The following is a 19,178-nucleotide window of genomic DNA, read 5'->3' on the forward strand; positions in this document are numbered from 1 at the left end:
CCCATGTCCCTGTACCAACTCGCACGCGACGGCGACGCCGACGAACTGCTCTCTCGACTCTGGGAGAGCGACAGCGTGGCCGTCCGAACACGCGCGGCGGAACTGCTCGGCGAACTCGCAGACGAGAGCGACCACGAGATCGTCCGCGGCGTCGTCGAGGCCGCAACCGGCGACGACGACGAGGCGGTCCGCGCGGCCGCCATCGACGCGCTCGACGAGATGGGACAGGCAGCCGTCGAACGGCTGCTCGCGGAGCTGACCGGCGTCGACGCCGACGGCGGTGCAGAGTGGGTGACGGCAAAGCGGTTCGCGCAGGCACTCTCGGCCGACCAACCGGAGCTCCGGATGGCCGCGGCCAACGCGCTCGGCCGTCTCGGCGACACGGCCGTCGTCCCTGCACTCGTCGACCGACTGGACGACCCCGAGCCGCGGGTGCGGGCCCGCGTCGCCGCTGCCTGTGGCAGTCTCGGCGATCCGCGAGCGGTCGACCCGCTCGTCACGTTGCTCTCGGACAACCGCCGCGACGTCAAACGGGCGGCCGCCGACGCGCTCGCGAACATCGGGACCGGTCCCGCACTGAGCGCGCTGCGGGACCTGCTCGACGACGACAGCGAGACCATCCGCTGGGTCGTCGTCAGCGCGCTGGGAGAGGCCGGGTCGGTCGCGCCCGTCCGCGACCTCGCGGGCGCGCTCGGCGACGAGAGTTCCCTCGTCCGGCGGGCTGCCGTGTTCTCCATCATCGGGCTGCTGTCGAACGCGCCGCAGAACCGGAGCCACCAGGTCCGGGAGGCCGTCGTCTCGGAGCTCTCGGCAGTCGACGACGACGTCGTCGTCGGCCCGCTCGTCGAGATTCTCGAAGACAGCGTCCAGCGGCCCCAGCGGCGCAACGCGGCGTGGCTGCTCGGCCGCGTCACGCCCGAGGGACAGGCCGAACCCGTCACCGACGCGCTCGTCGACCTGCTGTCGGACGACGACGCGATGACCGCGCAGTTCGCGGCGACGAGCCTCACGGACGTCGGCGGCGAGTACGCCGAACGCCGCCTGCTCGACCTCGTCACCGACGACGACGCCGACGCGGCCGCACAGGCGAAGGCCGTGTTCGTCCTCGGCCAGATCGGCACGGACCGCTCGCGCGCCAAACTGGAGAAGCTGACCAACGAGTCCGACGACCAGGAGGTCAGACGCCGCGCGTTCGCGGCCCTCTCGAAACTCGGGGGGCACGCGTGAACGTCGCGTGGTCGCTCCTCGCCGACGAGGCCGAGGCGGCGGCCGGCGGAGGTGATCGCCCGTGAGCGACAGCGAGTACAAGATCACCGACACGCAGGGGAAGTTCATGCAGGTCGTCCGCGACGGCCGGAAGCTGAACGACGCCGACTGGACGCCCGGCCGGCTCATCCTCTCGAACCGACGGCTCGTGCTCGTCGGCAACGGCGGCAAGCGGACCATCCCGCTCTCGAAGGTCGGCAAGCTCGGGGGGCGACACGACGCCAACCAGACCGTCGCGCGCGTCTCGGGCTACGTCAGCCTGCGGTTCGGGAAGGACGTCATCCTCGTCGCCGCCGCCGACCACGACGAGTTCGAACTCGACCTCTACCGGGCACTGCTCGACCAGCGGGTCGTCCTCGCGCGTCATCCGGCCGTCGCTGGCGGCGTCGTGCAGGACACCGAGTGGGAGAAGGGGCGGCTGAAGGTCGACGACGACGCGCTCAACCTCGCGCTCCAGAGCGGGACGTTCGTCGAACTCGACCTCGACGACATCGGCACCGTCACCTCGACGGAGCGAACCGTCTTCGACGAGAAACGGCTCGTGCTCGAAGCCGAGCACACCGAGGGATCGACGAGCGTCCAGACGCATCTCTCCGGCTCCGAACAGCAGTGTCTCGTCATGGAGTCGTTCCTGAAGAAAGGCGAGGAGCGCAGCAAGGCGGACATCGACCTCAGCGAACGCGAGAACGAGGTGTTGATGGCACTCTACTCCGGCGTCTCGCCGTTCGAGATTCCCACCTTCCTCGGGATGGACGTCGACGACGTTGAGGACATCTTCGAGCGACTGGTCGACCTCGAAGTCGTCGAAGAAGTCCGCATCCGTCGTGAGGTCGCGCTCAAACCCCGTGGCCGCAACATCGCCAGCGAGGCGATGAATCAGCAGTAATCTTCTACAGCTCTACTCAGGCGTTGACCCGTTCGAGATGCGTCGTCACCGCGACCCGTCCCTTCGGCGTCAGCTTCGTCGCCCCGTCGCCGTCGACGACCAGCCCGTCGTCGTGCAGCGAGTTGAGCACCATCGTAATCTGGGCCGGTTCGGCGTTGAGCAGCGTCCCGAGGTTCGCGCTGCCGCCGGTGGAGTAGAGCGCGACGAGTGCCTCCAGCTCCTCCTCGGAGTGGTCGAGTTCGCCGACCTCCTCTTGGATACTGCCGTACTCCAGACGGACGTACCGGCCGAAGATGTTGGTCTTGCGACCCGAGGGGACGGCGACCACCGAGACGAGTGCCTGCCCGCCATCGAGATGTGAGATTTCGAGGACCGGCTGAGTCTTCCCGCCGAGTTGGCGGGTCGTCCGTTCGATGTTGCTCACCGCGGCGAGGTCGATGGTGAACGAGTCGCGTTCGCCGACGAACTTGACCGACTGCGGCTTCAACGAGAGCTTCGCCTTCGTCGTCGACGCGTCGGTCACGCGGCCGCCGACGCGGTCGGGATGTTTGACACGTACCGTCGTCCCGTTCAGGAGGACCTTGAACAGGACCGTGGTGAAGCGGTCGACGTTGCCGTTGCGTCCCTCGACGACGGCGGTGTGTTTCTGCCCCCGCGTTTCGTACGCGAGGGTGACCGTGTCGTCGAAGAACTCCGCCAGCTCTCCGGGGACGAAGCCGACGCTCACGTCGAAGATACCTGAAAGCGGGATCGTCGTCTTGCCACCCTCGCGCGCGAGCACCAGTCGCTTCTTGCTGAGGAGGACGCGACCCTTGACCGGCTCACCTCCCTGTACGTCTTCGGTGTAGAACCGCCCGACGAAATCCGCAACCACTGATTCGCTCATGGAAAGTCGTCTCGAATAAGGTGGCTCGCCCGGCCCTATTGATGTTTTCGTACAGGTTATCAGGCGGGATAATCGGGTCTAGACCGCGAGGATGGTGCTGACGAGCATCCGCGTCCCGACCGCGGTCAGACAGCCAAGCCAGACGAGCATCACGAAGTGGATGTAGGCGTTCATCTTGTTGCCGCCGTCGATGGTCCGGATCATCAGCGAGGAGAGCACACCGTTGAACAGGATGATGGTCAAGAGCAGGAACTCGATGAGCGGGATGTCGTAGACGCCCGCGTAGATGAGCTGGCCGAAGTCGAACCGTCCGGAGCCGCTGACGGAGAACTCCTCGGTGAGGTCCGCGAGCACGTTGACGACCTCCAGGCCGATGAAGAAGGCGAACGCCGACGACGTGGTGATACCGTAGAGCAGCCCGATGAGCGTCACGGCCGCCTGCTGACGCTGCTGGCGCAGTTGGTTGACCGTACTCATGTTGCGGCTGATGAGTTCACCCAGTTGCTTGGGGTCGCCACCCATCTGTCGGCCGATGACGTACATCTCGCTGAACTTCTGGATGAGATACGACCGGGTGTCGACGCTGAACAGCCGCCACGACTCGACGGGGCCGATACGCATATTGAGCCGCCGGTAGAGCCGGTCGACGTCCGGCGACAGCGGGCCGAAGTCCTTCTCGCGGAGCGTCTCCAGGACAGCTGAGGTCGTGCTCTGTTTCGCGCTCTCGGTCGCCCCGAGCGCGCGGATGAAGTTAGGGAACTCGCCGTCGCGGGCGGTGATCATCTGCTCTTCGATGCGGTAGACGACGCCGGGAATCACGAGCGGCGTCACGGGCACCGCGAGATACAGCGGCAGGGGCACCTCGTCGAGGAAGAACAGCAGATCACCGAGTCCGACGGGAGTGAAGTTGAACAGCCCACCGGCGGTGATGACGACGAGCGCGACGGTGAGCGTGGCCCCGAGGACGAACGAGGCGAGGAGCCGGAGGTCCGTCGGGGCGTCTTCCTCCTCGGGATGGTACCAGACCGGGTCGTACGGCGCGATGGCCCGGATGGCGAGGAAGAAGCCCACCTGGACGAACATGAAGAGGACGATGACAGCCGAGACGGTCGCCGTCGGGTCGTTCCCCGTCAGGATGGGCAGGACCGTCGCGAACACGAGCGCGAAGGTCATCGAGAGGATCATCGACATGTAGAGGTCCTTCATGACCTCGAGGTTGCCCAGCGCGCCCTCGTAGACTGTGCTGTAGTTCTGAATCATCGCGCTCTGTTCGGAGAGGAGGAAATCAGAGAGTTCCTGACCCGCTCCGAGCGTGTAGCCGAGGCGGTCGAAGAAGTCAGAGAGCGCGGGGCTTGCGACCTCCTTGGCCCGGCGACGGCAGGCGTCGTCGAGACTCTGGTTCCAGGTGTCGACGAGGTGGACGACGTGGGCGATCTCGTCGGCGAGGATGCCGTACTCCTCCTCGGCGGCGAGCGTCCGGAAGACCTCCATCCGGTCGATGTTCGTCGTCGACAACACCGTCATGTGGGTCATCACTAGATGGAGCTGTTTCTCGATGGCGACCTTGCGCTGGCTGAGATACACCTTCGGGTAGAGCGCGGCGGCGACGAAGACGAGCGCGCCGAGTCCTGGGATAGGGAGCCGGACGAACAGCGGGAGTTCCAACAGCACCGCAGTCAGGATGGTGAGCGTGAAGAAGCCGAGCGAGGGGACGAGCACCCCGAGGACGTAGGTCCGTTTCGAGATGTCGAGTTTACCGTACGACTCCAGCAGGTCGGAGGTGAACGCGAGTGAGTCGCCGAGGAAGTCGGATTCGCTCGTGGCCATCTTAGCGGTGCATATCGAACGGGAGTCCTTCGATGCCGTCGCGCTGGAAGTCGTTGATGGCGTCGTTGACCTCGTGGTAGCCGAGCAGTCCCTCCTGAATCATCCGGCGGATGAGGTCCGCTCGGAAGTCGAGGTCGTCGTAGATGTCGCGAGTGTCCTCGTAGCCCAGCAGGGTGGCGATCTGCTCTTCGAGGACGTAGGAGTTGTTCATGCCCTGGAAGACGATGTCGTCCTCGACGGGGTCCCACGAGAACACCTCGCGGGTGACGACCCCGTCCATCTCCTTCGAGTAGCCCTCGATCTCCTGGACGCTCGTCACCCGACGCAGGACGTCGTTGCCCTGCTTGACGCGGTTCTGGAACAGCGCGACGTCGGCGTTGTCCATGAACGTCTCGGGGACGTTGATGGGATCTGAAGTAAACCGCTGAATCATCGAGACGATGTCGGAGGCGTGGAACGTCAGCATGACCGGGTGGCCCGTCTGGGCCGCCTGGAAGGCCATCCGACCCTCGGCCCCACGCACCTCACCCACGATGATGTAGTCGGGACGCGACCGCAGTGCGGCGGCGACGAGGTCGAACATGTCGACGTCAGTCGAGTTCTCGCCGCGGCCCTCGCGGGTCAGGAGCTGCTGCCACGTGTTGTGCGGCGGCAGCACCTCGGCGGTGTCCTCTGCGGTGTAGATCTTCGCGTCGTCGGGGATGTACGAGAGAATCGCGTTCAGCGTCGTCGTCTTCCCGGACGCCGTCTCCCCGACGACGAACACCGTCTGTTCGTTCTCCAGACAGAGCCAGAGGTAGGCGGCGAGTTCGGGCGAGAGCGTGCCCCACTTCGTAATCTGGTTGATGGAGAGCGGCGTCTCCGAGCCCTGGCGGATGGTCAGCGAGGAGCCTTTGATACTCACGTCGTCGGAGTAGATGATGTTGATACGCGAGCCGTCGGGGAGCGTCGAGTCGACGATGGGGTCCGAGTCGGAGACGGGGTCGCCGATGCGCTCGCCCATGTTGCGCAGCCAGTTGTCGAACTCCTTCGGCGTCCCGAAGTCGACGGTGGTCTCCAACATCCCGTAGACGCTGTGGTCGACGTGGCACTCGTGGGGACCGATGACGTGAATGTCCTCGTTGGCCGGGTCGCGCATGACCGGCTCCAGCGGGCCGAAGCCGATGATGTCGCGGTTGAGCCGGTACCGGATGTTCTCGTAGGTCTCCTTCGTGACCTCGACGCGGCCGAAGTTCCAGAGCTTCGACAGCGAGTCGAAGGTGCTCTTCACGCCGCTCGTGATGCGCGTGCTCTCCTCCATCAGCTCCTCGATGAGGTCGTCGTACTCGGCTTCCTTCTCGGGGGCTTCGCGGTGGCCGCTCTTCGAGAGCAGTTTGCCCTTGAGCCGCTGGAGGACGGCCGACTCCGGTCCCGAGAGCGTCGGCTCGATGGCGTAATACTTCGTCGTCTGGCCGAGGTCACCGTAGATGTGACAGTAGATGGGGCCGCCGACGGGGTAGAGCACGTTCGGCCGGTTGGACTCGAACTCGCCGTCGGCCTCCTCGATGACCGTGGGGAACTCGCCGGTAATCTGCTTGAACTTCTTGAGATGGTCGAGCAGATGGGGTCGCTGGGAGGCGAGTCGCTTGAGTTCGGCTGACGGTTTGGCGGTTCCGTGGTCGGTCATCTCAGGCCACGCTCCTCGACTCGATGACGATGCCCGTCCCCGAGCGGACGGAGAAGCCGATGATGTCGCCGACCTGCTCGCCCATGCCCGCGAAGCGTTTGACCGAGATCTGTCGGCGGACGTCGCTGCCGACCTCGATCATATCGAGGGTCATGAACACGTCCGCGATGGCGCGGAACGGGCCGATGGCCTCGTCGTCGACGGCCGAGGGGTCGACCGTGAGCACGATGATCTTCCCCCGGGAGATGACGTCCCGGAAGAACGAGATGATCTCGAGGGCGGCCTGCCGCTCCTCGTTGTTGCGGACGAGTGCCTCGAACGTCGGGTCGTTGCGGAGGATGGCGTCGAAGGTGTCGATGACGATGACGTCCGTCTGCCACATCACCTGCGCCTCCATCAGCCGCTTCAGCAGTTCCTTGCGCTCGGTGTCGCCGCCGCCTGCGATGGTGCCGCCGGTGTCGAGGTCGGCGTGGAGGAAGAGCAGCTCCTCGTTCAGGAGCGGCTCGACCACGTCGTAGTCCAGCGAATACATCTGGTCGATGAACCCCCGGACCGTCAGCTCCGTCGAGAGGTAGGTGACGGCCGCGCCCTCCTGACACAGCCCGTAGGTCATCCGCTGGGAGATGGCACTCTTGCCCGCACCGTAGTCGCCCTCCATGAGGACGATGCTGCCGCGCGGGATGCCACCGCCCAGTTCTTTGTTCAGCCGGTCGTGGTCGTCGAGGCCGAGTGAGAGGAGGTTTCGGTGGCTCATGTGTTGAAGACGAACACCTCCTCGTCACCGCCCATCACGAGTTTCACGCGGTGGTCACCCGCGCCGAGCGTCCCGGCGTCGATGTGGACGCGGACGACGTCGTTCGTCTGCCACTGGGCGTTGCTCTCGATGGGTTCGACCCAGACGCTCGTCTGGTACATCCCGTCGACGAGCACGTCCAACCCGGTCCCGTCGGGCGGGAGGTTCCGCGTGCCGGTGTTCTTGACCAGCAGCGTGATGTTGCCGTTGCCCGAGCGGTCGTAGACCGGGCTTCCGGCGTCGCTGATGATCTCGAGGTCCGTGCGGACCTCGTTGCTCACGTCGAGACTCGCATCGCTGAGTGCCCCGTCGAGCCGTTCGACCCCCGCGGTGAACGTCCCGGCGACGCTCGCGGCGACGATGAGACTCGCGATGAAGAGGATCATGTGCGACACGGAGACGCTGGCCATCTCAGAGCACCTCCGCCTGCGAGATGCCGTGGTTCGTCACGACGACGACCCGGTTCGAGCCGTCTGCCGTCAGCGACACGTCGACCGTGACGGTCAGCCGCTCGCCGGGCAGCCAGAGATCGGTGTCCGTGTCCCCCGCCACCGCCGTCGCCGACGGCGTGGCGTAGCTGTTGTTTACGAGGACGTCCGTCGCGTCGACCGAGAGGTCGGTCGTCCCGGTGTTGTCGACGTCGACGGTCAGCGTCGTCGACGGCGCGTCGTAGGAGACGTTGGCGACGCTGATGGCCGTGTTCTGCTGGTCGAGGAGGACGTCGGCACTGTCTGCACGGGCGTCCGAGACGTCCTCGACGCCGTTCGAGACGGCCGGATAGAGGATTCCCATCGAGATGAACATCGCCGCGAAGATGATGGCAGCCGACGCACTCACGCTAAATCCCATCGTCACCCCCGCGCGAGCGGCGGAGACCGCGGGACAGCTGCGCCCCACCGGGCATCGGCCCGGCGAGTGCCTGCACGTATTCGAGGCTGCGGACGTGGTGCGACAGCGAGAGGTCGCTCGTCCCCGGCCGTTCGGTCTCCGCGACGTTGACGTCGCCGAAGCCGACGAGGAACTCCTCTAAGGTCCGGGCGACGTCGCCGCCGACCCAGTCGATGCGCTCGTAGTAGCGGATCGCCCGCGCCGCGTCGGCGACGTCGGACTGCTCGACGAGATACTCCAGCCACTCGATGACGAGCAGGTCGCCGATGTAGGCGTCGGGCAGCGTCGTGAGATACGGTTTCGGACGCTCGTCGTCCTCGGTCGCCTCCTCACCAGCCGCGGCGGCCGTGGTTCCGAACTCGAAGCCGACATCCTCCGCGTCCTCCGAGTCGTCGTCCGACTCCGGGGCGTCCGCGTCGAGGGATTCTGACTCTTCGTCGTCGGCCGCGACGGCCGCTCCGTCGGCCGCGAGAACCGCGTCCTCCTCGTCGGACTCGAACAGCATCTCGTCGGTCTCGACGGGGACCGCGTCGTCCTCCTCACCGAGGAGGTCGTCGCCGAAGTCGTCCTCGAAGTCATCCTCGAACTCCCCGTCGGCTTCGTCCTCTCCGAAGTCGAAGTCGCCTTCCTCCTCCAAATCGTCGCCATCCTCCTCGTCAGCCACCTCGAAGTCCTCCTCGGCCCACTCGGCGTCGCCGGACTCGTACTCCTCTTTCAGCTCGCTGAAACTCTTTCCGCCGCTGTCGCTCACTTCTGTCTCCATCTCTTCTGTCACGTCTCCGTCGTCGAAGCCGTCCATCCCGTCGTCCTCGAACTCGTCGTCCTCGAACTCGTCGTCGAGGTCGTCGAACTCGTCGTCCTCGTCGTCCAGCAGTTCGTCGTCGAAGAAGCCCTCGGCGTCCGCGCTGGCGATGGAGTCGTCCAGTTCCTCGTCGTCCTCGTCGTCGTCGGCGTTGTCGAACAGGCCGAGCGAGCCGTTCTCGAAGCCGCCCGCGCCGCCGCCGGGCTGGACGTCGTCGACGAAGGGGTTGATGCCGCGGGTGACCATCTCGTAGATGTCGAGCAGCTTGCGGACGTTCTCGCCGATGTCGTCGACCGTGTTCGAGATCTCCGTGTTCTCGCTACGGACGGTGTTGACCGTCGAGGAGAGCCGGGCGACCTCGCTCTCCAGTTCCGACAGGCGGTGGTCGAGTTCGTCGGTGTCGCTCCCGCCGTCGTCGCCGTCGCCGAAGGGGTCGTCACCGAAGGGGTCGTCCATCCCGCCCATGTCGTCGTCGTCGCCGAAGGGGTCGTCCATCCCGCCGTCGAGTCCCCCGCCGTTCATCAGCGGGTCGTCGTCGTCGCCGTCGCCGCCCTCGTCGCCGCCGAAGAAGCGGTCGAGGATGGCACTCCCGACGAGACCGACGGAGAGAAGCAGTGCCGACAGACCACCGGTCCCGAACGGCACGACCTCCAGCAACCACCAGCCGAGGACCGGGGTCGTCCCGTCCCCGAACGCTAGGAGGAGCGTCTGGTGTGATGCCAGAATATGCATTGTTCGCGTTAACTGTTGACGATACCTTGAAACCTCCCCTCCGAATATCAGCGTTGATACTCCGCGTCAGACGATAGCGGAAAATGTTGACGACAACCCTCCCGACACGCCCTGCCTCAGATGACGGTGTCGCCCTTGTAGGCCGTCTTGACCGACAGCTCGTAGCTTCCCGTGTCGAACAGCAGTGACCGGCCGTACTCGCCGCCGACGTCCTCGGCGACCACGGAAATCCCGCGCTCCTCGAATGCGGCACGGGCGGCGGCGACGTTACGGTCGCCGATGCTGCCCTCCTCGGTCGGCGTCAGATCCAACATCGTGCTCCCGCCGACCATCTTCGCCGTGATGTTTCGGGGGGAGGCACCCGCGTCGGTCATCGCGTCGACGAGACTGTCCAGCCCCGTGTCGACGAACTTCGCGGCCGACGCCGCCGGCGCGCTGTCCTCGGCTCCCGGCAACATGGCGTGTAACAGTCCTGCGACGCCGTTTCGTTCGTCGAAGAGCACGATGCCGAGACACGAGCCGAGACCGCTCGTCGCCAACACGGCCGCTTCGTCGACGACGGCGTAGTCCGCGATGCCGACTTTGACACGTCGTGGCGTTTCGTCTCTCACTGGGGGGTCTCCTGTTGCTGTCGACCGCTCAGAAGTATTGGTCTGCATCGACCTTCGTCTCGCCGGCGCGGTCGACGTCGAGCGTTTCCAGTGCCCGTTTCAGTTCGGCCTCGTCCGGCAGCGCGTAGAGTTCACACCGGAACTGCTCGCGCTCGGTGCGAACGGTCGAGTCGATCATGAACGCGAAGTCCTGTGACTGACCGAGCCGGCCGACGACGGGGCTGACGATGGCCGAGCCCATGTCGTGGACGAACTGCGGCGGCGTGTGGTCGATGCTGGTCTGGAGCACGTTCGCCCAGCCGTCGATGAAGCCGCTCGTCATGACGTTGCCCAACTCTTTGATGGCGCCGCGCTCCATGTCGCCCAGCCCGTCGCCCTCCGTCTCCATGGGGAGCATCGTCTCGGCGACCGTCCGTGCGGACGCCTCGTCGAAGAGGATGAGCAGATAGCCGCTCGGCATCCCCTGGAAGCCGATGACGACACCGGCGAAGCGGTCGTCGCCGACGTGGTTCGGGGCGTCCTCGATGGGGACGAAGCTCAGCCGACTCACGTCGACCTCCGTGTCGACGCCGGTCATCATCGAGATGTTCTCGGCGGCACCCTTCGCGCCCTGCTTCGTCATCTGGTTGAAGACGCTCAGCTTGTCGACCGGGATGGCCTCGTCGTCGTCCTCGCGCTGCAGCGACATCAGCTCCGTCATCGCCCCGTACTCGGGGAACATGTAGATGAAGAAGTTGACGTCGCGGTCGAGCGTCTCCAGGCGGCTCTCGAAGAGGAAGACCTCCTCGCCCGACTCGAGTGCTCGCTGGGGCAACACGTCCGTCCCCTCGCGCTCGACGTACGTCGGCGGCGTCATGTCGATGGCGGTCCCGAGATGGTCGGCCCAGCCGTCGATGAAGCCGCTCATCATGATGTTGCCGACCTCTTTGACGCCGCTCTTCGCGAACTCGTCGATGCCGTCACCGGTGTACGACCCCGGCAGGAGATACTCCAGGAGCGCGCCGATGTTCTCGCGCTTGAACACGAGGACCGTCTCGCCCTCGAACTGTCCGTCGAAGCCGATCTGGACGCCGACGAACTGCTCGTCGTCGAACGACTCTCGGAGGTCGTCGGGCGACAGCAGCGTGATGTTCGTCACGTCGACGAAGACGTCGATACCCGTCAGCTGTGAGAGCGAGTCGGCGGCGTGGTGACTCCCTTCACGTGCGAGCTGACTGAAGACACCGAGCGAGTGGATGTCGACTTTCATCTCAAGCCGCCGGGACGACGTCGTTGATCGCTTCGAGGACGTTCGGCTTCTGGAACGGCTTCGTGATGTACCCCTGTGCACCCGCCTTGATGGCGGCCTTCATCTTCTCCTCCTGGCCGACACTGGTACACATGATGACCCGCGCGTTCGGGTCGGTGTCCGTGATCTCGTTCGTCGCCTCGATACCACTCCGAATCGGCATCACGATGTCCATCATGACGAGGTCGGGGTCGGTCTCTTCGTAAAGCTCGACGGCCTCGACGCCGTTCTCGGCCTCGCCCACGATGTCGTAATCCGCGTCCAGAATCTCCCGCAGGAGGTTCCGCATGAACTCTGAGTCGTCCGCGATGAGTACTCGAATCGCCATAAGCTGGTCTACCGATGCTTCAAAAAGCGTTCATATAAACTCTCGCGCGAAATTATCAACTCTGATTTCCCCCCGCCGTCCGCCGGCTGTCCGGCACTACTCTCCGGAGAAGGTGACGCCGTCGGCGTCGTCGATGGCGGCGACCAGGTCGGCGATGGAGTCGTCGCCCGAGAGACCGTGGCGTCTGAGCAGGCCGACGAGACTCCGCTTCGGGAAGGTGATCGGCATATCCGACTCCGCGAGGAGGATACCGAGCGTCTCCTCGACGGGCGTGTCGCCGCCGATCTGCCGGGCGTACCAGAGCATCAGCGTCTCGAAGGTCGTCACGACGTCGTTCGAGACCATCCGGTGGCGGACGACCGAGCCGTCGAACTTCAGCGTCGCGTCGAAGCCGTAGTCGAAGCCGTTGTCGGTCATCGACTCGGCGAGCCACTCGCTCACGGCTTGGGCATCGACGGCGGGCTCGGGCTGGTTCTGTTCAGGCATCGGTTCGGGCGTCGGCTCGGGTTCCGGCTCCGGCGGCTCCGGGTTCGATGGGACCTCGTCTGCGATGCCACCGGGTGAGATGAGAAACCGGTCGTCGCCCAGTTCTGCGACCTCGTCGCGGTCGCTGAGATCGAGTTCCTCGGGGTCGAGGACCGGCCCGTCTTTCGCGTCGTCGTTCGGTTCGTCTGGAGGCATCTGTCGCTCTTGGTGCGAAAAGCAAGTGAGAGGATAAGAAAGTTGAGGTGGCCGCGCGGTGCGACAGAGAGAGAAGTGAGAGAGGCGTTTACAGCTCGACCGCGTTCTCGCCAGCGAGCGACTCGGGGACCTTCACGCGGATGATGGTCGTCGAACCACTCTCGGTGTTGATGCGGATGGTCGCCTCTTCACCGGGTGCGAGGTCGGCGTTCTGGTTCGTGAACGCGTCCATGTCGAGCGAGAGCGTCAGGCGGTCACTGCGGTCGTTCAGGACGTACGAGCCCGTCGTACTGCCGTCGAGCGAGCCGTCTGCGTCCTTTAGGACGGAGTAGCTGTCAGGGGTCGTGCCACTCGCGTCGAGTGCGATGCGGTCGACACCCTTCGGCCCGATGAACTCGAGCGTCGCATTACTGATGTCGATGTCGCTCGCCCCCGGCGACTTCTGGAGGACGAGTTCGACGCTGCTGACCTTCTCGTCCGTCACGATACCCGTCTTCGCGACCGGCTCGAGGCGGTCCGTCACTTGTGCACTGCTCTGTTGACCCGTCTGCTCGGACTTCGTCTGCAGGAAGCCCGCCGTGTTGATCAGGACGCCTGCCGCGATCGCAGCGACAAGGACCATCGCGATGAACACGATCAGCGTACCGATACCGACCTGACCGCGTTCTTCGTCGTCGTGGATGAATTCGAACATTGTTTTTGGTTTTCCTTCGCCGCCTGCGACTCGGTTCGCACGTCATCGCCGTCAGACTCTATCTACGCAGACCGGCAAACGGGTATTAAAACTACGTTCCAAAATATCACGTCTAATAACGGCCGAATTCGGGTGTTTCGGGCCCTCTACAAGCTATTTGGCTACTCCCACTGAGCACCTCCCGGCAAATTTCACCCGTCTGAACATATCACTGCTGATAATCGGAACGGGGCAACGCGACCCGGCTTCGGACGCTCGCGCTCAGCGTCCGGTGCCGTCTCGAAACTGCCCGATTTCGCTGTCACTCGCGTGCGCGCGAAAGCGACACTGGTACGAGATGGTACAAGTCGTACCCCTCCCGAGACCGGTGGCTCTCGGGTCGGAAGACATGGAGGGAGCGGAGAGAGTGCCGGTTCGACTTACTCGTACGCGACGAGGCTGTAGACGACGAAGACGTATCCGAACGTGGTGAAGCCGCTGTTGACCAAGAGTAACGAGCGGGTACTACCGAAGTCGTTGACGAAGGCGCTGATCATCGTCGCTGCCGCCGCCGCGACGACCAAGACGAAGCCGAGCGACAGATGGACCATCGCCCGGCGACGCGTCTGCACGTATGCCCGCACTGCCAGTCCGACCATCGTCAGCCCGGCTATGATGAGCGCGGCACTGGAGACCAAGTAGAGGCTTTCTATCAGTTGCATCTCTCTTTCGTGCAATCCCCACCGACTTCGCTTAACTGTAGCCCTCAAAATATTGAATCTGATAATCTCCCGGCCGAACCACCGCTACGGATGCCGTCAGCCGCACTGTCAGTCCGTCCGAACAGTCCAGTAGTCGGTAAAGTTATTAGATGATAAAGTAAGTCGTGGAACGAATGGGTTCGGACGAGATCATCGAGGTCCTCGGGAACAAATACAACGCCGAGATTCTCAGCGCCGCATCTGAACCGAAGTCGGCACAGGAACTCAGCGACGAACTCAACGTCCCTATCGCGACCTGCTACCGCCGCATCAACGAGCTTACCGACGCGGATCTGTTGGAGCTACACGACCGACCTCTCTCGGACGAACACCGGCGTATCAAAGTCTACCGTCGGAAGGTCGAAGCCGTCAACCTCACCTTCGAAGACGGTCTCTCCGTCGAACTGGAGGAACGCTCTGCGGTCAAGAACAAACTCGACGAGGTCTGGCGGACGATCTCGGACAGCTAGAAGACCGAATCCTCGCGACCCATCATCGAGAAGCCACCCGCACGCTCGTGGACGGTGATTCCCCCCTCGCCGATCTCCATGGGGAAGATGTCCGTGTTGATGTTCTTCTTGCGCATCTTCGCCACCCAGACATAGCGGTTGACGCCCGAATCCGTCGGCGTCTGGATGAAGTAGATGTTCCCGTCCGTGAGGAAGTTCTCCAGGCCGATCTCGGTCTCCGGGAAGACCGCCCCCTGCTCGTTGATGAGCAGCGATGTGAGTCCGTTCTGCTTCAGGATGTCGGTGAATTTCAGGAGATACGTCCGGTTCTCGCGCTCGTCGTCGAAGAACAGCTGGAACATCGTCAGCGAGTCGAGGACGAGCCGGTCGTACTTCGACTCCGTGAAGTCGTCGAGCAGCTTGTCGATGGCCGAGGTGAAATCACCCTCGCGGAGCATCACCTGCTTGTCGTACACCTTGATGTCGTCGTCCTCGACCAGTTCGCCCCACTTGTCGAAGCCGACGGACTCCGCGGCCTGCCGGATGTCCTCTGCGTTCTCTTCGAACGAGATGTAGATGCCGCGCTCGTCGAACTCCGTGACCCCTTTGTAGAGATACTGGATTCCGAAGATACTCTTTCCCGTTCCGGGGTTGCCGCTGACGAGTACCGCCGCGTTCTTTACGATACCGCCGTTGAGGACCGAGTCGAGTCCTTCGATTCCTGTTTTGAGTACTTCTGGCATCGGACTGAATGTCTCTCGGCTGACCCACTCACTACAGGGGTAAAAACCTCTCTGCTTAGTGAGCAGTCGAGCGGTGACGTCCGCGTGGTCTCACGCCCGCAGTCTCACGTCGACATCGGCTGCGGGTGCCGAGAGACGGCCGTCGTCGGCTACGACCGGGTCAGGTCTTCGACCTGCGTCGCCAGTTCGGTGACCGTCCGCTCCTGTCGCTGCGTGCTCTCGGTCACGTCGTCGACCCGCGTCTGTACGTCGGCCGCGCTGGTCTCGACGGATTCGACGAGCGAGGTGACCTCTTCGACCGACGCCGCCTGCTCGTCGTTCGCGCGCGCGACCTCCTCGACGCCGTGGGCCGCCTCGTCGACGGCACCGGCGATCTCTTCGAGCGCGTCGAGTGCATCCGAGATCTGCGTGCTCGCCTCGTGAATCTGGTCGTTGGAGGTCTCGACGGCGTCGACGGTCGTCTCGGTCTGCGACTGTATCTCCGTCACCTGTGCTTCGATCTCTCCGGTGTGCGCGCGGGTCTCCTCGGCGAGCGTCTTCACCTCGTCGGCGACGACCTCGAAGCCCGCACCCGACTCGCCGACGCGAGCGGCTTCGATGTTGGCGTTGAGCGCGAGGAGGTTCGTCTGGTCGGCCACGTCCGCGATGACGTCGACGACGTCGACGATCTCGTCGACGTGCGATTCGAGTGTTCCGATACGGTCGACCAGCCGTTCGCCCGTCTCGATCATCGTCGTCGTCGCCTCCTCGGCCCGTTTGCCCGAGTCCTGCCCGTCCTCGGCCGCCTGGAGAGCCTGGTTCGCGGCCGACGAGACCTGTTGGGCACTGGCGGCGACCTCCTCCATGTTGGCACTGAGCGTCCCCATCTCGTCGACGACGCGGCCCAGGTCGCTGTGTTGGTCGACGGCGGTCGACTTGATCTCGGTCGCGGTCGTGGCCGTCTCCTCGATCTCCGAGACGAGCTGTCGGGTCTGCTGGCGGACCTGCGTGACCACTGTCTGGAGGCTCTCGGCCATCTCGTTCGTCTGGTCGACGACCGCGAGCAGCTCCGGCTCCAAGACGTCCTCGCCATCGTAGGACGCACGCGCGTCGAGGTCGCCGTCACCGATGGCTGCCAACGTCGCGTTCACCTCGCTGACGAGCGACTCGACCGCCCGCTGTTTTCTGACCACGTCGCTCCGGTCTTGGACCATCTCGACCACGCCGACGAACTCGTCGTCGCGGTAGACCGGCGTCGCCGTGAACCAGATCTCGATTTCCTCGCCTTTGGCGTCGAGCATCGTGCTCGTGTCCTCGTATCGGGTGTAGCCGACGTCGGTCGAGCGGTTGACGCCGAAGGCGGTGTCCGCGGTCTCGGGTGCTTCGACGACCTTGTCTGCGAGCGTCTTTGCCCGTCGCCCGTCCTGATAGAAGGCGACGCTCACTTCGCGGGTCCCCACCACCTCCTCCCGTGGCGTCCCCGTGAGTTCCTCGGCGGCACGGTTCCAACACTGGACCTCGCGTTCGGTGTCCAGGACGAAGACGGCGAGCGGAACCGCGTCGGCGAGGAGTTCGTCGCCGAGGAACTCCGAGGGTCCGGCCCCGCCTCCTGCTGCAGTTGGACCATCTGTGGTCGGCGAGTCGGTGGTGTCACTCGGCGGCGCGGTCTGATGGCTACTCGGTCTCGACGCGTCGTCGTCCGCCGCTGGCGTTGCAGCGAGCAACTGTCCAACACTATCAAATAGTGACATGAGTTCTGGCGCGAGGTTTGGAGTTACCGGTAAAAAAGGTGGCTTCCCGATTATCACTCCTGATTCTCGTTGGCTCGCCCATCGGTTCTCCCGAGCAGTTGACGGGACGGTCGAAATGACACAAGTAAAGACAGTATGGAAATATTTAATACGGTGGTCGACAGGTGTCCGGGACGAACGAGAGAGGTGCGTCAGCCGTCAAGACGCCGGTCTTCGGCAGCGGCAGTACGGCGAGGTGTGTGCCTCTTCGACATTCGGAGCGACACATGACAGAAGACACCACCGTCTTAATCGTCGAAGACCAGCCTGATGTCCTGGCTCTCTACGAGCAGTTCGTCGGCGAGCAGTACACTGTGCGAACGGCGACGACCGTCGAAGCGGCGGTCGACATCGTCGACGAGTCGACTGACGTCGTCCTCCTCGACCGGCGGCTTCCCGACGGCGACGGCCAGCGCGTCCTCGAACGGATTCGCGAGCAGGGCTACGGCTGCCGGGTCGCCATGGTGACCGGCGTCGTTCCCGACTTCGACATCGTCGGGATGGGGTTCGACCACTACGTGGTCAAGCCCATCTCGCGTGACGGCCTGCTCGACGCCGTGGAACTGCTCCTCGGCCGGACCGAGTACGGCACCAAGCTCCGCGAGACGGCGTCACTGGTCTCGAAACGCGCGTTGCTCGAAGCCGAGAAGTCAGCGGACGAACTCGCCGCGAGCACCGAATACCGGCGGTTGGTCGACCAGGTCGACACGTTACAGCGCGACATCGACGCCATCTCCGCGGACTTCACGCCCGCAGACTTCCGGGCCATGTTCCGCGACATCGAGAGCGCGCCCTGAGTGAGCGGGCTCGTTTCCTTCACTGTTCTGTTCACTGCTCTGTGTGGGACGCGGTAACGGGGTGATTCGCGCCGCGCACAGGTGCTATGCGCTTAAACCGGGGGAGCCGTAATGGTGGAATAGACAATGTCCGAGACGGAATCCGTTGACACTCCCGAGTACGAGGTCGTCGTCGTCGGCGGCGGCCCTGCAGGGCTGACGACCGCGCTGTACACGACACGGCTGGGACACGACACGGCCGTCGTCGACCGTGGTGGCGGCCGCGCGGCGATGATGCTCGACACACACAACGTCATCGGCGTCACCGAAGACGTCTCGGGCAACGAGTTCCTCCAGACCGCCCGCGAGCAGGTCGCCGACTACGGCGCGGAGTTCCACCGAGACCTCATCACCGCGGTCGAACGCCGCGACGACGGCCGCTTCCAGCTCACGGGCAACGAGGGCGAGTTCGTCGCCGAGCAATTGGTCCTCGCCACCGGCTTCTCGGACGAACGCCCCGACCCGCCGCTGCCCCGCACGGGACGGGGACTCCACTACTGTCTTCACTGCGACGCCTACATGTTCGTCGACGAGTCGGTCTACGTGATGGGCCACGGCGAGAGTGCCGCCCACGTCGCGATGATCATGCTCAACTTCACCGACGAGGTTGACCTCCTGCTCCGCGGCAAGGAACCCGAGTGGAGCGACGAGACCGACGAACAGCTCCGCGCACATCCCGTCGACATCGTCGAGGAAGAGATTTCGGGGATGACGAAGGGCGACGACGGCTGGCTGGAGAGCTTCGAGTTCGAGGACGGCACGGTGCGAGAGTACCGCGGCGGCTTCCCGATGTACGGCTCGGACTACAACAACGACCTCGCGGACCAGCTCGGCTGTGACATCAACGACGACGGAACCGTCGAAGTCGACGACCACGGGCGCACCAGCGTCGACGGCGTCGTCGCCGTCGGCGACCTCGTCCCCGGCCACAACCAGATTCCGGTCGCGATGGGCCAGGGTGCGAAGGCCGGAATCGGCATCCACTACGACCTCCGTGAGTTCCCGAAGAGCCTCGACGACATCCGCGAGTCGGGACCGGTCGGCCAGGAAGACATCCCGGCCATCTCGCCGTCGCTCCGTGAGGCGGCCAAGGCGTTCAGCCTCGGCGACGACTGAAAAGGGAAATACCCTTATTGGGTCGGCTGAAACGTCCCCATGCGCACCGGTGGTCTAATGGCATGACTTTGGCCTTCCAAGCCAACGATCCGGGTTCAATTCCCGGCCGGTGCATCTTCTAAGCCGAACTATGTGAGAAGCCGAGAGGCTCCGAGTCACGGCGTGCGAGGAGAGCTC

At 64.4% G+C, this 19,178-nt stretch carries 20 protein-coding genes and 1 tRNA gene; 6 read left to right on the forward strand and 15 right to left on the reverse strand.

All coding sequences use genetic code 11. The features are described from left to right. Window positions 1–3: 3 nt before the first annotated feature. Entirely contained in the window at window positions 4–1,227 is a 1,224-nt protein-coding gene (locus tag BLR57_RS05475) for a HEAT repeat domain-containing protein (RefSeq protein ID WP_089694919.1), read from the forward strand. A 61-nt stretch (window positions 1,228–1,288) separates the two neighbouring features. Continuing rightward, a complete protein-coding gene (locus BLR57_RS05480) occupies window positions 1,289–2,152 on the forward strand; it encodes a CheF family chemotaxis protein (RefSeq protein ID WP_089694921.1) in 864 nt (287 codons plus the stop codon). Window positions 2,153–2,168: 16 nt separating this feature from the next. Here BLR57_RS05480 and BLR57_RS05485 read toward each other — a convergent pair whose 3' ends face one another. The 13 genes from BLR57_RS05485 to BLR57_RS05545 form a co-directional block, all read right to left on the reverse strand. Continuing rightward, window positions 2,169–3,038, reverse strand: coding sequence for a CheF family chemotaxis protein (locus tag BLR57_RS05485; RefSeq protein ID WP_089694923.1), 870 nt, complete (start codon window positions 3,036–3,038; stop codon window positions 2,169–2,171). Window positions 3,039–3,116: 78 nt separating this feature from the next. Next, window positions 3,117–4,865, reverse strand: a complete 1,749-nt coding sequence (flaJ, locus tag BLR57_RS05490) for an archaellar assembly protein FlaJ (RefSeq protein WP_089694925.1) — start codon at window positions 4,863–4,865, stop codon at window positions 3,117–3,119. Between the two features lies 1 nt (window position 4,866). Continuing rightward, entirely contained in the window at window positions 4,867–6,531 is a 1,665-nt protein-coding gene (locus BLR57_RS05495; protein WP_089694927.1) for a type II/IV secretion system ATPase subunit, read from the reverse strand. Between the two features lies 1 nt (window position 6,532). Continuing rightward, window positions 6,533–7,285, reverse strand: a complete 753-nt coding sequence (locus BLR57_RS05500) for an archaellum protein ArlH (protein ID WP_089694929.1) — start codon at window positions 7,283–7,285, stop codon at window positions 6,533–6,535. Continuing rightward, a complete protein-coding gene (locus BLR57_RS05505) occupies window positions 7,282–7,734 on the reverse strand; it encodes an archaellum stator protein ArlG (RefSeq protein WP_089694931.1) in 453 nt (150 codons plus the stop codon). Before BLR57_RS05505 ends, BLR57_RS05500 begins: the two co-directional genes overlap by 4 nt. A gap of 1 nt (window position 7,735) precedes the next feature. Next, window positions 7,736–8,173: an archaellum stator protein ArlF gene (locus BLR57_RS05510; RefSeq protein WP_089694933.1), complete on the reverse strand. Its 438-nt coding sequence runs from the start codon at window positions 8,171–8,173 to the stop codon at window positions 7,736–7,738. After that, the gene (locus BLR57_RS05515; protein ID WP_089694935.1) at window positions 8,163–9,746 is read right to left on the reverse strand and encodes a FlaD/FlaE family flagellar protein; all 1,584 of its coding nucleotides are present in this window, start codon (window positions 9,744–9,746) and stop codon (window positions 8,163–8,165) included. Before BLR57_RS05515 ends, BLR57_RS05510 begins: the two co-directional genes overlap by 11 nt. A 116-nt stretch (window positions 9,747–9,862) precedes the next feature. Continuing rightward, complete coding sequence (locus BLR57_RS05520) at window positions 9,863–10,357, reverse strand: chemotaxis protein CheD (protein WP_244509902.1); 495 nt, start codon at window positions 10,355–10,357, stop codon at window positions 9,863–9,865. A gap of 28 nt (window positions 10,358–10,385) precedes the next feature. Beyond that, window positions 10,386–11,606 (reverse strand): chemotaxis protein CheC, encoded by a 1,221-nt coding sequence (locus BLR57_RS05525; protein WP_089694939.1) that lies wholly within the window; start codon window positions 11,604–11,606, stop codon window positions 10,386–10,388. 1 nt (window position 11,607) lies between these two features. Next, window positions 11,608–11,973: a chemotaxis protein CheY gene (gene cheY, locus BLR57_RS05530; protein WP_089694941.1), complete on the reverse strand. Its 366-nt coding sequence runs from the start codon at window positions 11,971–11,973 to the stop codon at window positions 11,608–11,610. Window positions 11,974–12,069: 96 nt separating this feature from the next. After that, window positions 12,070–12,654 (reverse strand): DUF7500 family protein, encoded by a 585-nt coding sequence (locus tag BLR57_RS05535; RefSeq protein WP_089694943.1) that lies wholly within the window; start codon window positions 12,652–12,654, stop codon window positions 12,070–12,072. Window positions 12,655–12,742: 88 nt separating this feature from the next. Further along, a complete protein-coding gene (locus BLR57_RS05540; RefSeq protein WP_089694946.1) occupies window positions 12,743–13,348 on the reverse strand; it encodes an archaellin/type IV pilin N-terminal domain-containing protein in 606 nt (201 codons plus the stop codon). Window positions 13,349–13,767: 419 nt separating this feature from the next. Then, on the reverse strand, window positions 13,768–14,043 hold the full coding sequence (locus BLR57_RS05545) for a DUF7521 family protein (protein WP_089695548.1): 276 nt from the start codon (window positions 14,041–14,043) through the stop codon (window positions 13,768–13,770). 179 nt (window positions 14,044–14,222) lie between these two features. On the opposite strand from BLR57_RS05545, the gene BLR57_RS05550 reads away from it, so the two are divergent. Beyond that, window positions 14,223–14,558: a winged helix-turn-helix domain-containing protein gene (locus BLR57_RS05550; RefSeq protein WP_089694947.1), complete on the forward strand. Its 336-nt coding sequence runs from the start codon at window positions 14,223–14,225 to the stop codon at window positions 14,556–14,558. Here the strand turns inward: BLR57_RS05550 and BLR57_RS05555 are convergent. Then, the gene (locus tag BLR57_RS05555) at window positions 14,555–15,280 is read right to left on the reverse strand and encodes an RAD55 family ATPase (RefSeq protein ID WP_089694948.1); all 726 of its coding nucleotides are present in this window, start codon (window positions 15,278–15,280) and stop codon (window positions 14,555–14,557) included. The genes BLR57_RS05550 and BLR57_RS05555 overlap by 4 nt on opposite strands. Window positions 15,281–15,429: 149 nt before the next feature. Beyond that, window positions 15,430–17,010, reverse strand: coding sequence for a methyl-accepting chemotaxis protein (locus tag BLR57_RS05560; protein ID WP_089694950.1), 1,581 nt, complete (start codon window positions 17,008–17,010; stop codon window positions 15,430–15,432). A 266-nt stretch (window positions 17,011–17,276) separates the two neighbouring features. Here BLR57_RS05560 and BLR57_RS05565 point away from each other — a divergent pair, with 266 nt between their 5' ends. The 3 genes from BLR57_RS05565 to BLR57_RS05575 all read left to right on the forward strand — a co-directional run bounded on the left by BLR57_RS05565 (window position 17,277) and on the right by BLR57_RS05575 (window position 19,115). Then, the gene (locus BLR57_RS05565; RefSeq protein WP_089694953.1) at window positions 17,277–17,846 is read left to right on the forward strand and encodes a HalX domain-containing protein; all 570 of its coding nucleotides are present in this window, start codon (window positions 17,277–17,279) and stop codon (window positions 17,844–17,846) included. 126 nt (window positions 17,847–17,972) lie between these two features. After that, the gene (locus BLR57_RS05570) at window positions 17,973–19,001 is read left to right on the forward strand and encodes an NAD(P)/FAD-dependent oxidoreductase (protein WP_089694955.1); all 1,029 of its coding nucleotides are present in this window, start codon (window positions 17,973–17,975) and stop codon (window positions 18,999–19,001) included. Between the two features lie 43 nt (window positions 19,002–19,044). Next, window positions 19,045–19,115 (forward strand) — tRNA-Gly (locus tag BLR57_RS05575). The last annotated feature ends 63 nt before the right edge of the window (window positions 19,116–19,178 follow it).

This window comes from Halogranum gelatinilyticum (assembly GCF_900103715.1).
Lineage (GTDB): Archaea > Halobacteriota > Halobacteria > Halobacteriales > Haloferacaceae > Halogranum > Halogranum gelatinilyticum.

Excerpts from the sequence above, each read along its gene's own strand:
- BLR57_RS05550 (WP_089694947.1), top strand. The coding sequence starts at position 14,223 with ATGGGTTCGGACGAGATCATCGAGGTCCTCGGGAACAAATACAACGCC.
- cheY (WP_089694941.1), bottom strand. The coding sequence starts at position 11,973 with ATGGCGATTCGAGTACTCATCGCGGACGACTCAGAGTTCATGCGGAAC.
- BLR57_RS05525 (WP_089694939.1), bottom strand. The coding sequence starts at position 11,606 with ATGAAAGTCGACATCCACTCGCTCGGTGTCTTCAGTCAGCTCGCACGT.
- BLR57_RS05540 (WP_089694946.1), bottom strand. The coding sequence starts at position 13,348 with ATGTTCGAATTCATCCACGACGACGAAGAACGCGGTCAGGTCGGTATC.
- BLR57_RS05485 (WP_089694923.1), bottom strand. The coding sequence starts at position 3,038 with ATGAGCGAATCAGTGGTTGCGGATTTCGTCGGGCGGTTCTACACCGAA.
- BLR57_RS05560 (WP_089694950.1), bottom strand. The coding sequence starts at position 17,010 with ATGTCACTATTTGATAGTGTTGGACAGTTGCTCGCTGCAACGCCAGCG.
- flaJ (WP_089694925.1), bottom strand. The coding sequence starts at position 4,865 with ATGGCCACGAGCGAATCCGACTTCCTCGGCGACTCACTCGCGTTCACC.
- BLR57_RS05555 (WP_089694948.1), bottom strand. The coding sequence starts at position 15,280 with ATGCCAGAAGTACTCAAAACAGGAATCGAAGGACTCGACTCGGTCCTC.
- BLR57_RS05515 (WP_089694935.1), bottom strand. The coding sequence starts at position 9,746 with ATGCATATTCTGGCATCACACCAGACGCTCCTCCTAGCGTTCGGGGAC.
- BLR57_RS05570 (WP_089694955.1), top strand. The coding sequence starts at position 17,973 with ATGTCCGAGACGGAATCCGTTGACACTCCCGAGTACGAGGTCGTCGTC.
- BLR57_RS05505 (WP_089694931.1), bottom strand. The coding sequence starts at position 7,734 with ATGGCCAGCGTCTCCGTGTCGCACATGATCCTCTTCATCGCGAGTCTC.
- BLR57_RS05500 (WP_089694929.1), bottom strand. The coding sequence starts at position 7,285 with ATGAGCCACCGAAACCTCCTCTCACTCGGCCTCGACGACCACGACCGG.
- BLR57_RS05510 (WP_089694933.1), bottom strand. The coding sequence starts at position 8,173 with ATGGGATTTAGCGTGAGTGCGTCGGCTGCCATCATCTTCGCGGCGATG.
- BLR57_RS05475 (WP_089694919.1), top strand. The coding sequence starts at position 4 with ATGTCCCTGTACCAACTCGCACGCGACGGCGACGCCGACGAACTGCTC.
- BLR57_RS05535 (WP_089694943.1), bottom strand. The coding sequence starts at position 12,654 with ATGCCTCCAGACGAACCGAACGACGACGCGAAAGACGGGCCGGTCCTC.
- BLR57_RS05495 (WP_089694927.1), bottom strand. The coding sequence starts at position 6,531 with ATGACCGACCACGGAACCGCCAAACCGTCAGCCGAACTCAAGCGACTC.
- BLR57_RS05565 (WP_089694953.1), top strand. The coding sequence starts at position 17,277 with ATGACAGAAGACACCACCGTCTTAATCGTCGAAGACCAGCCTGATGTC.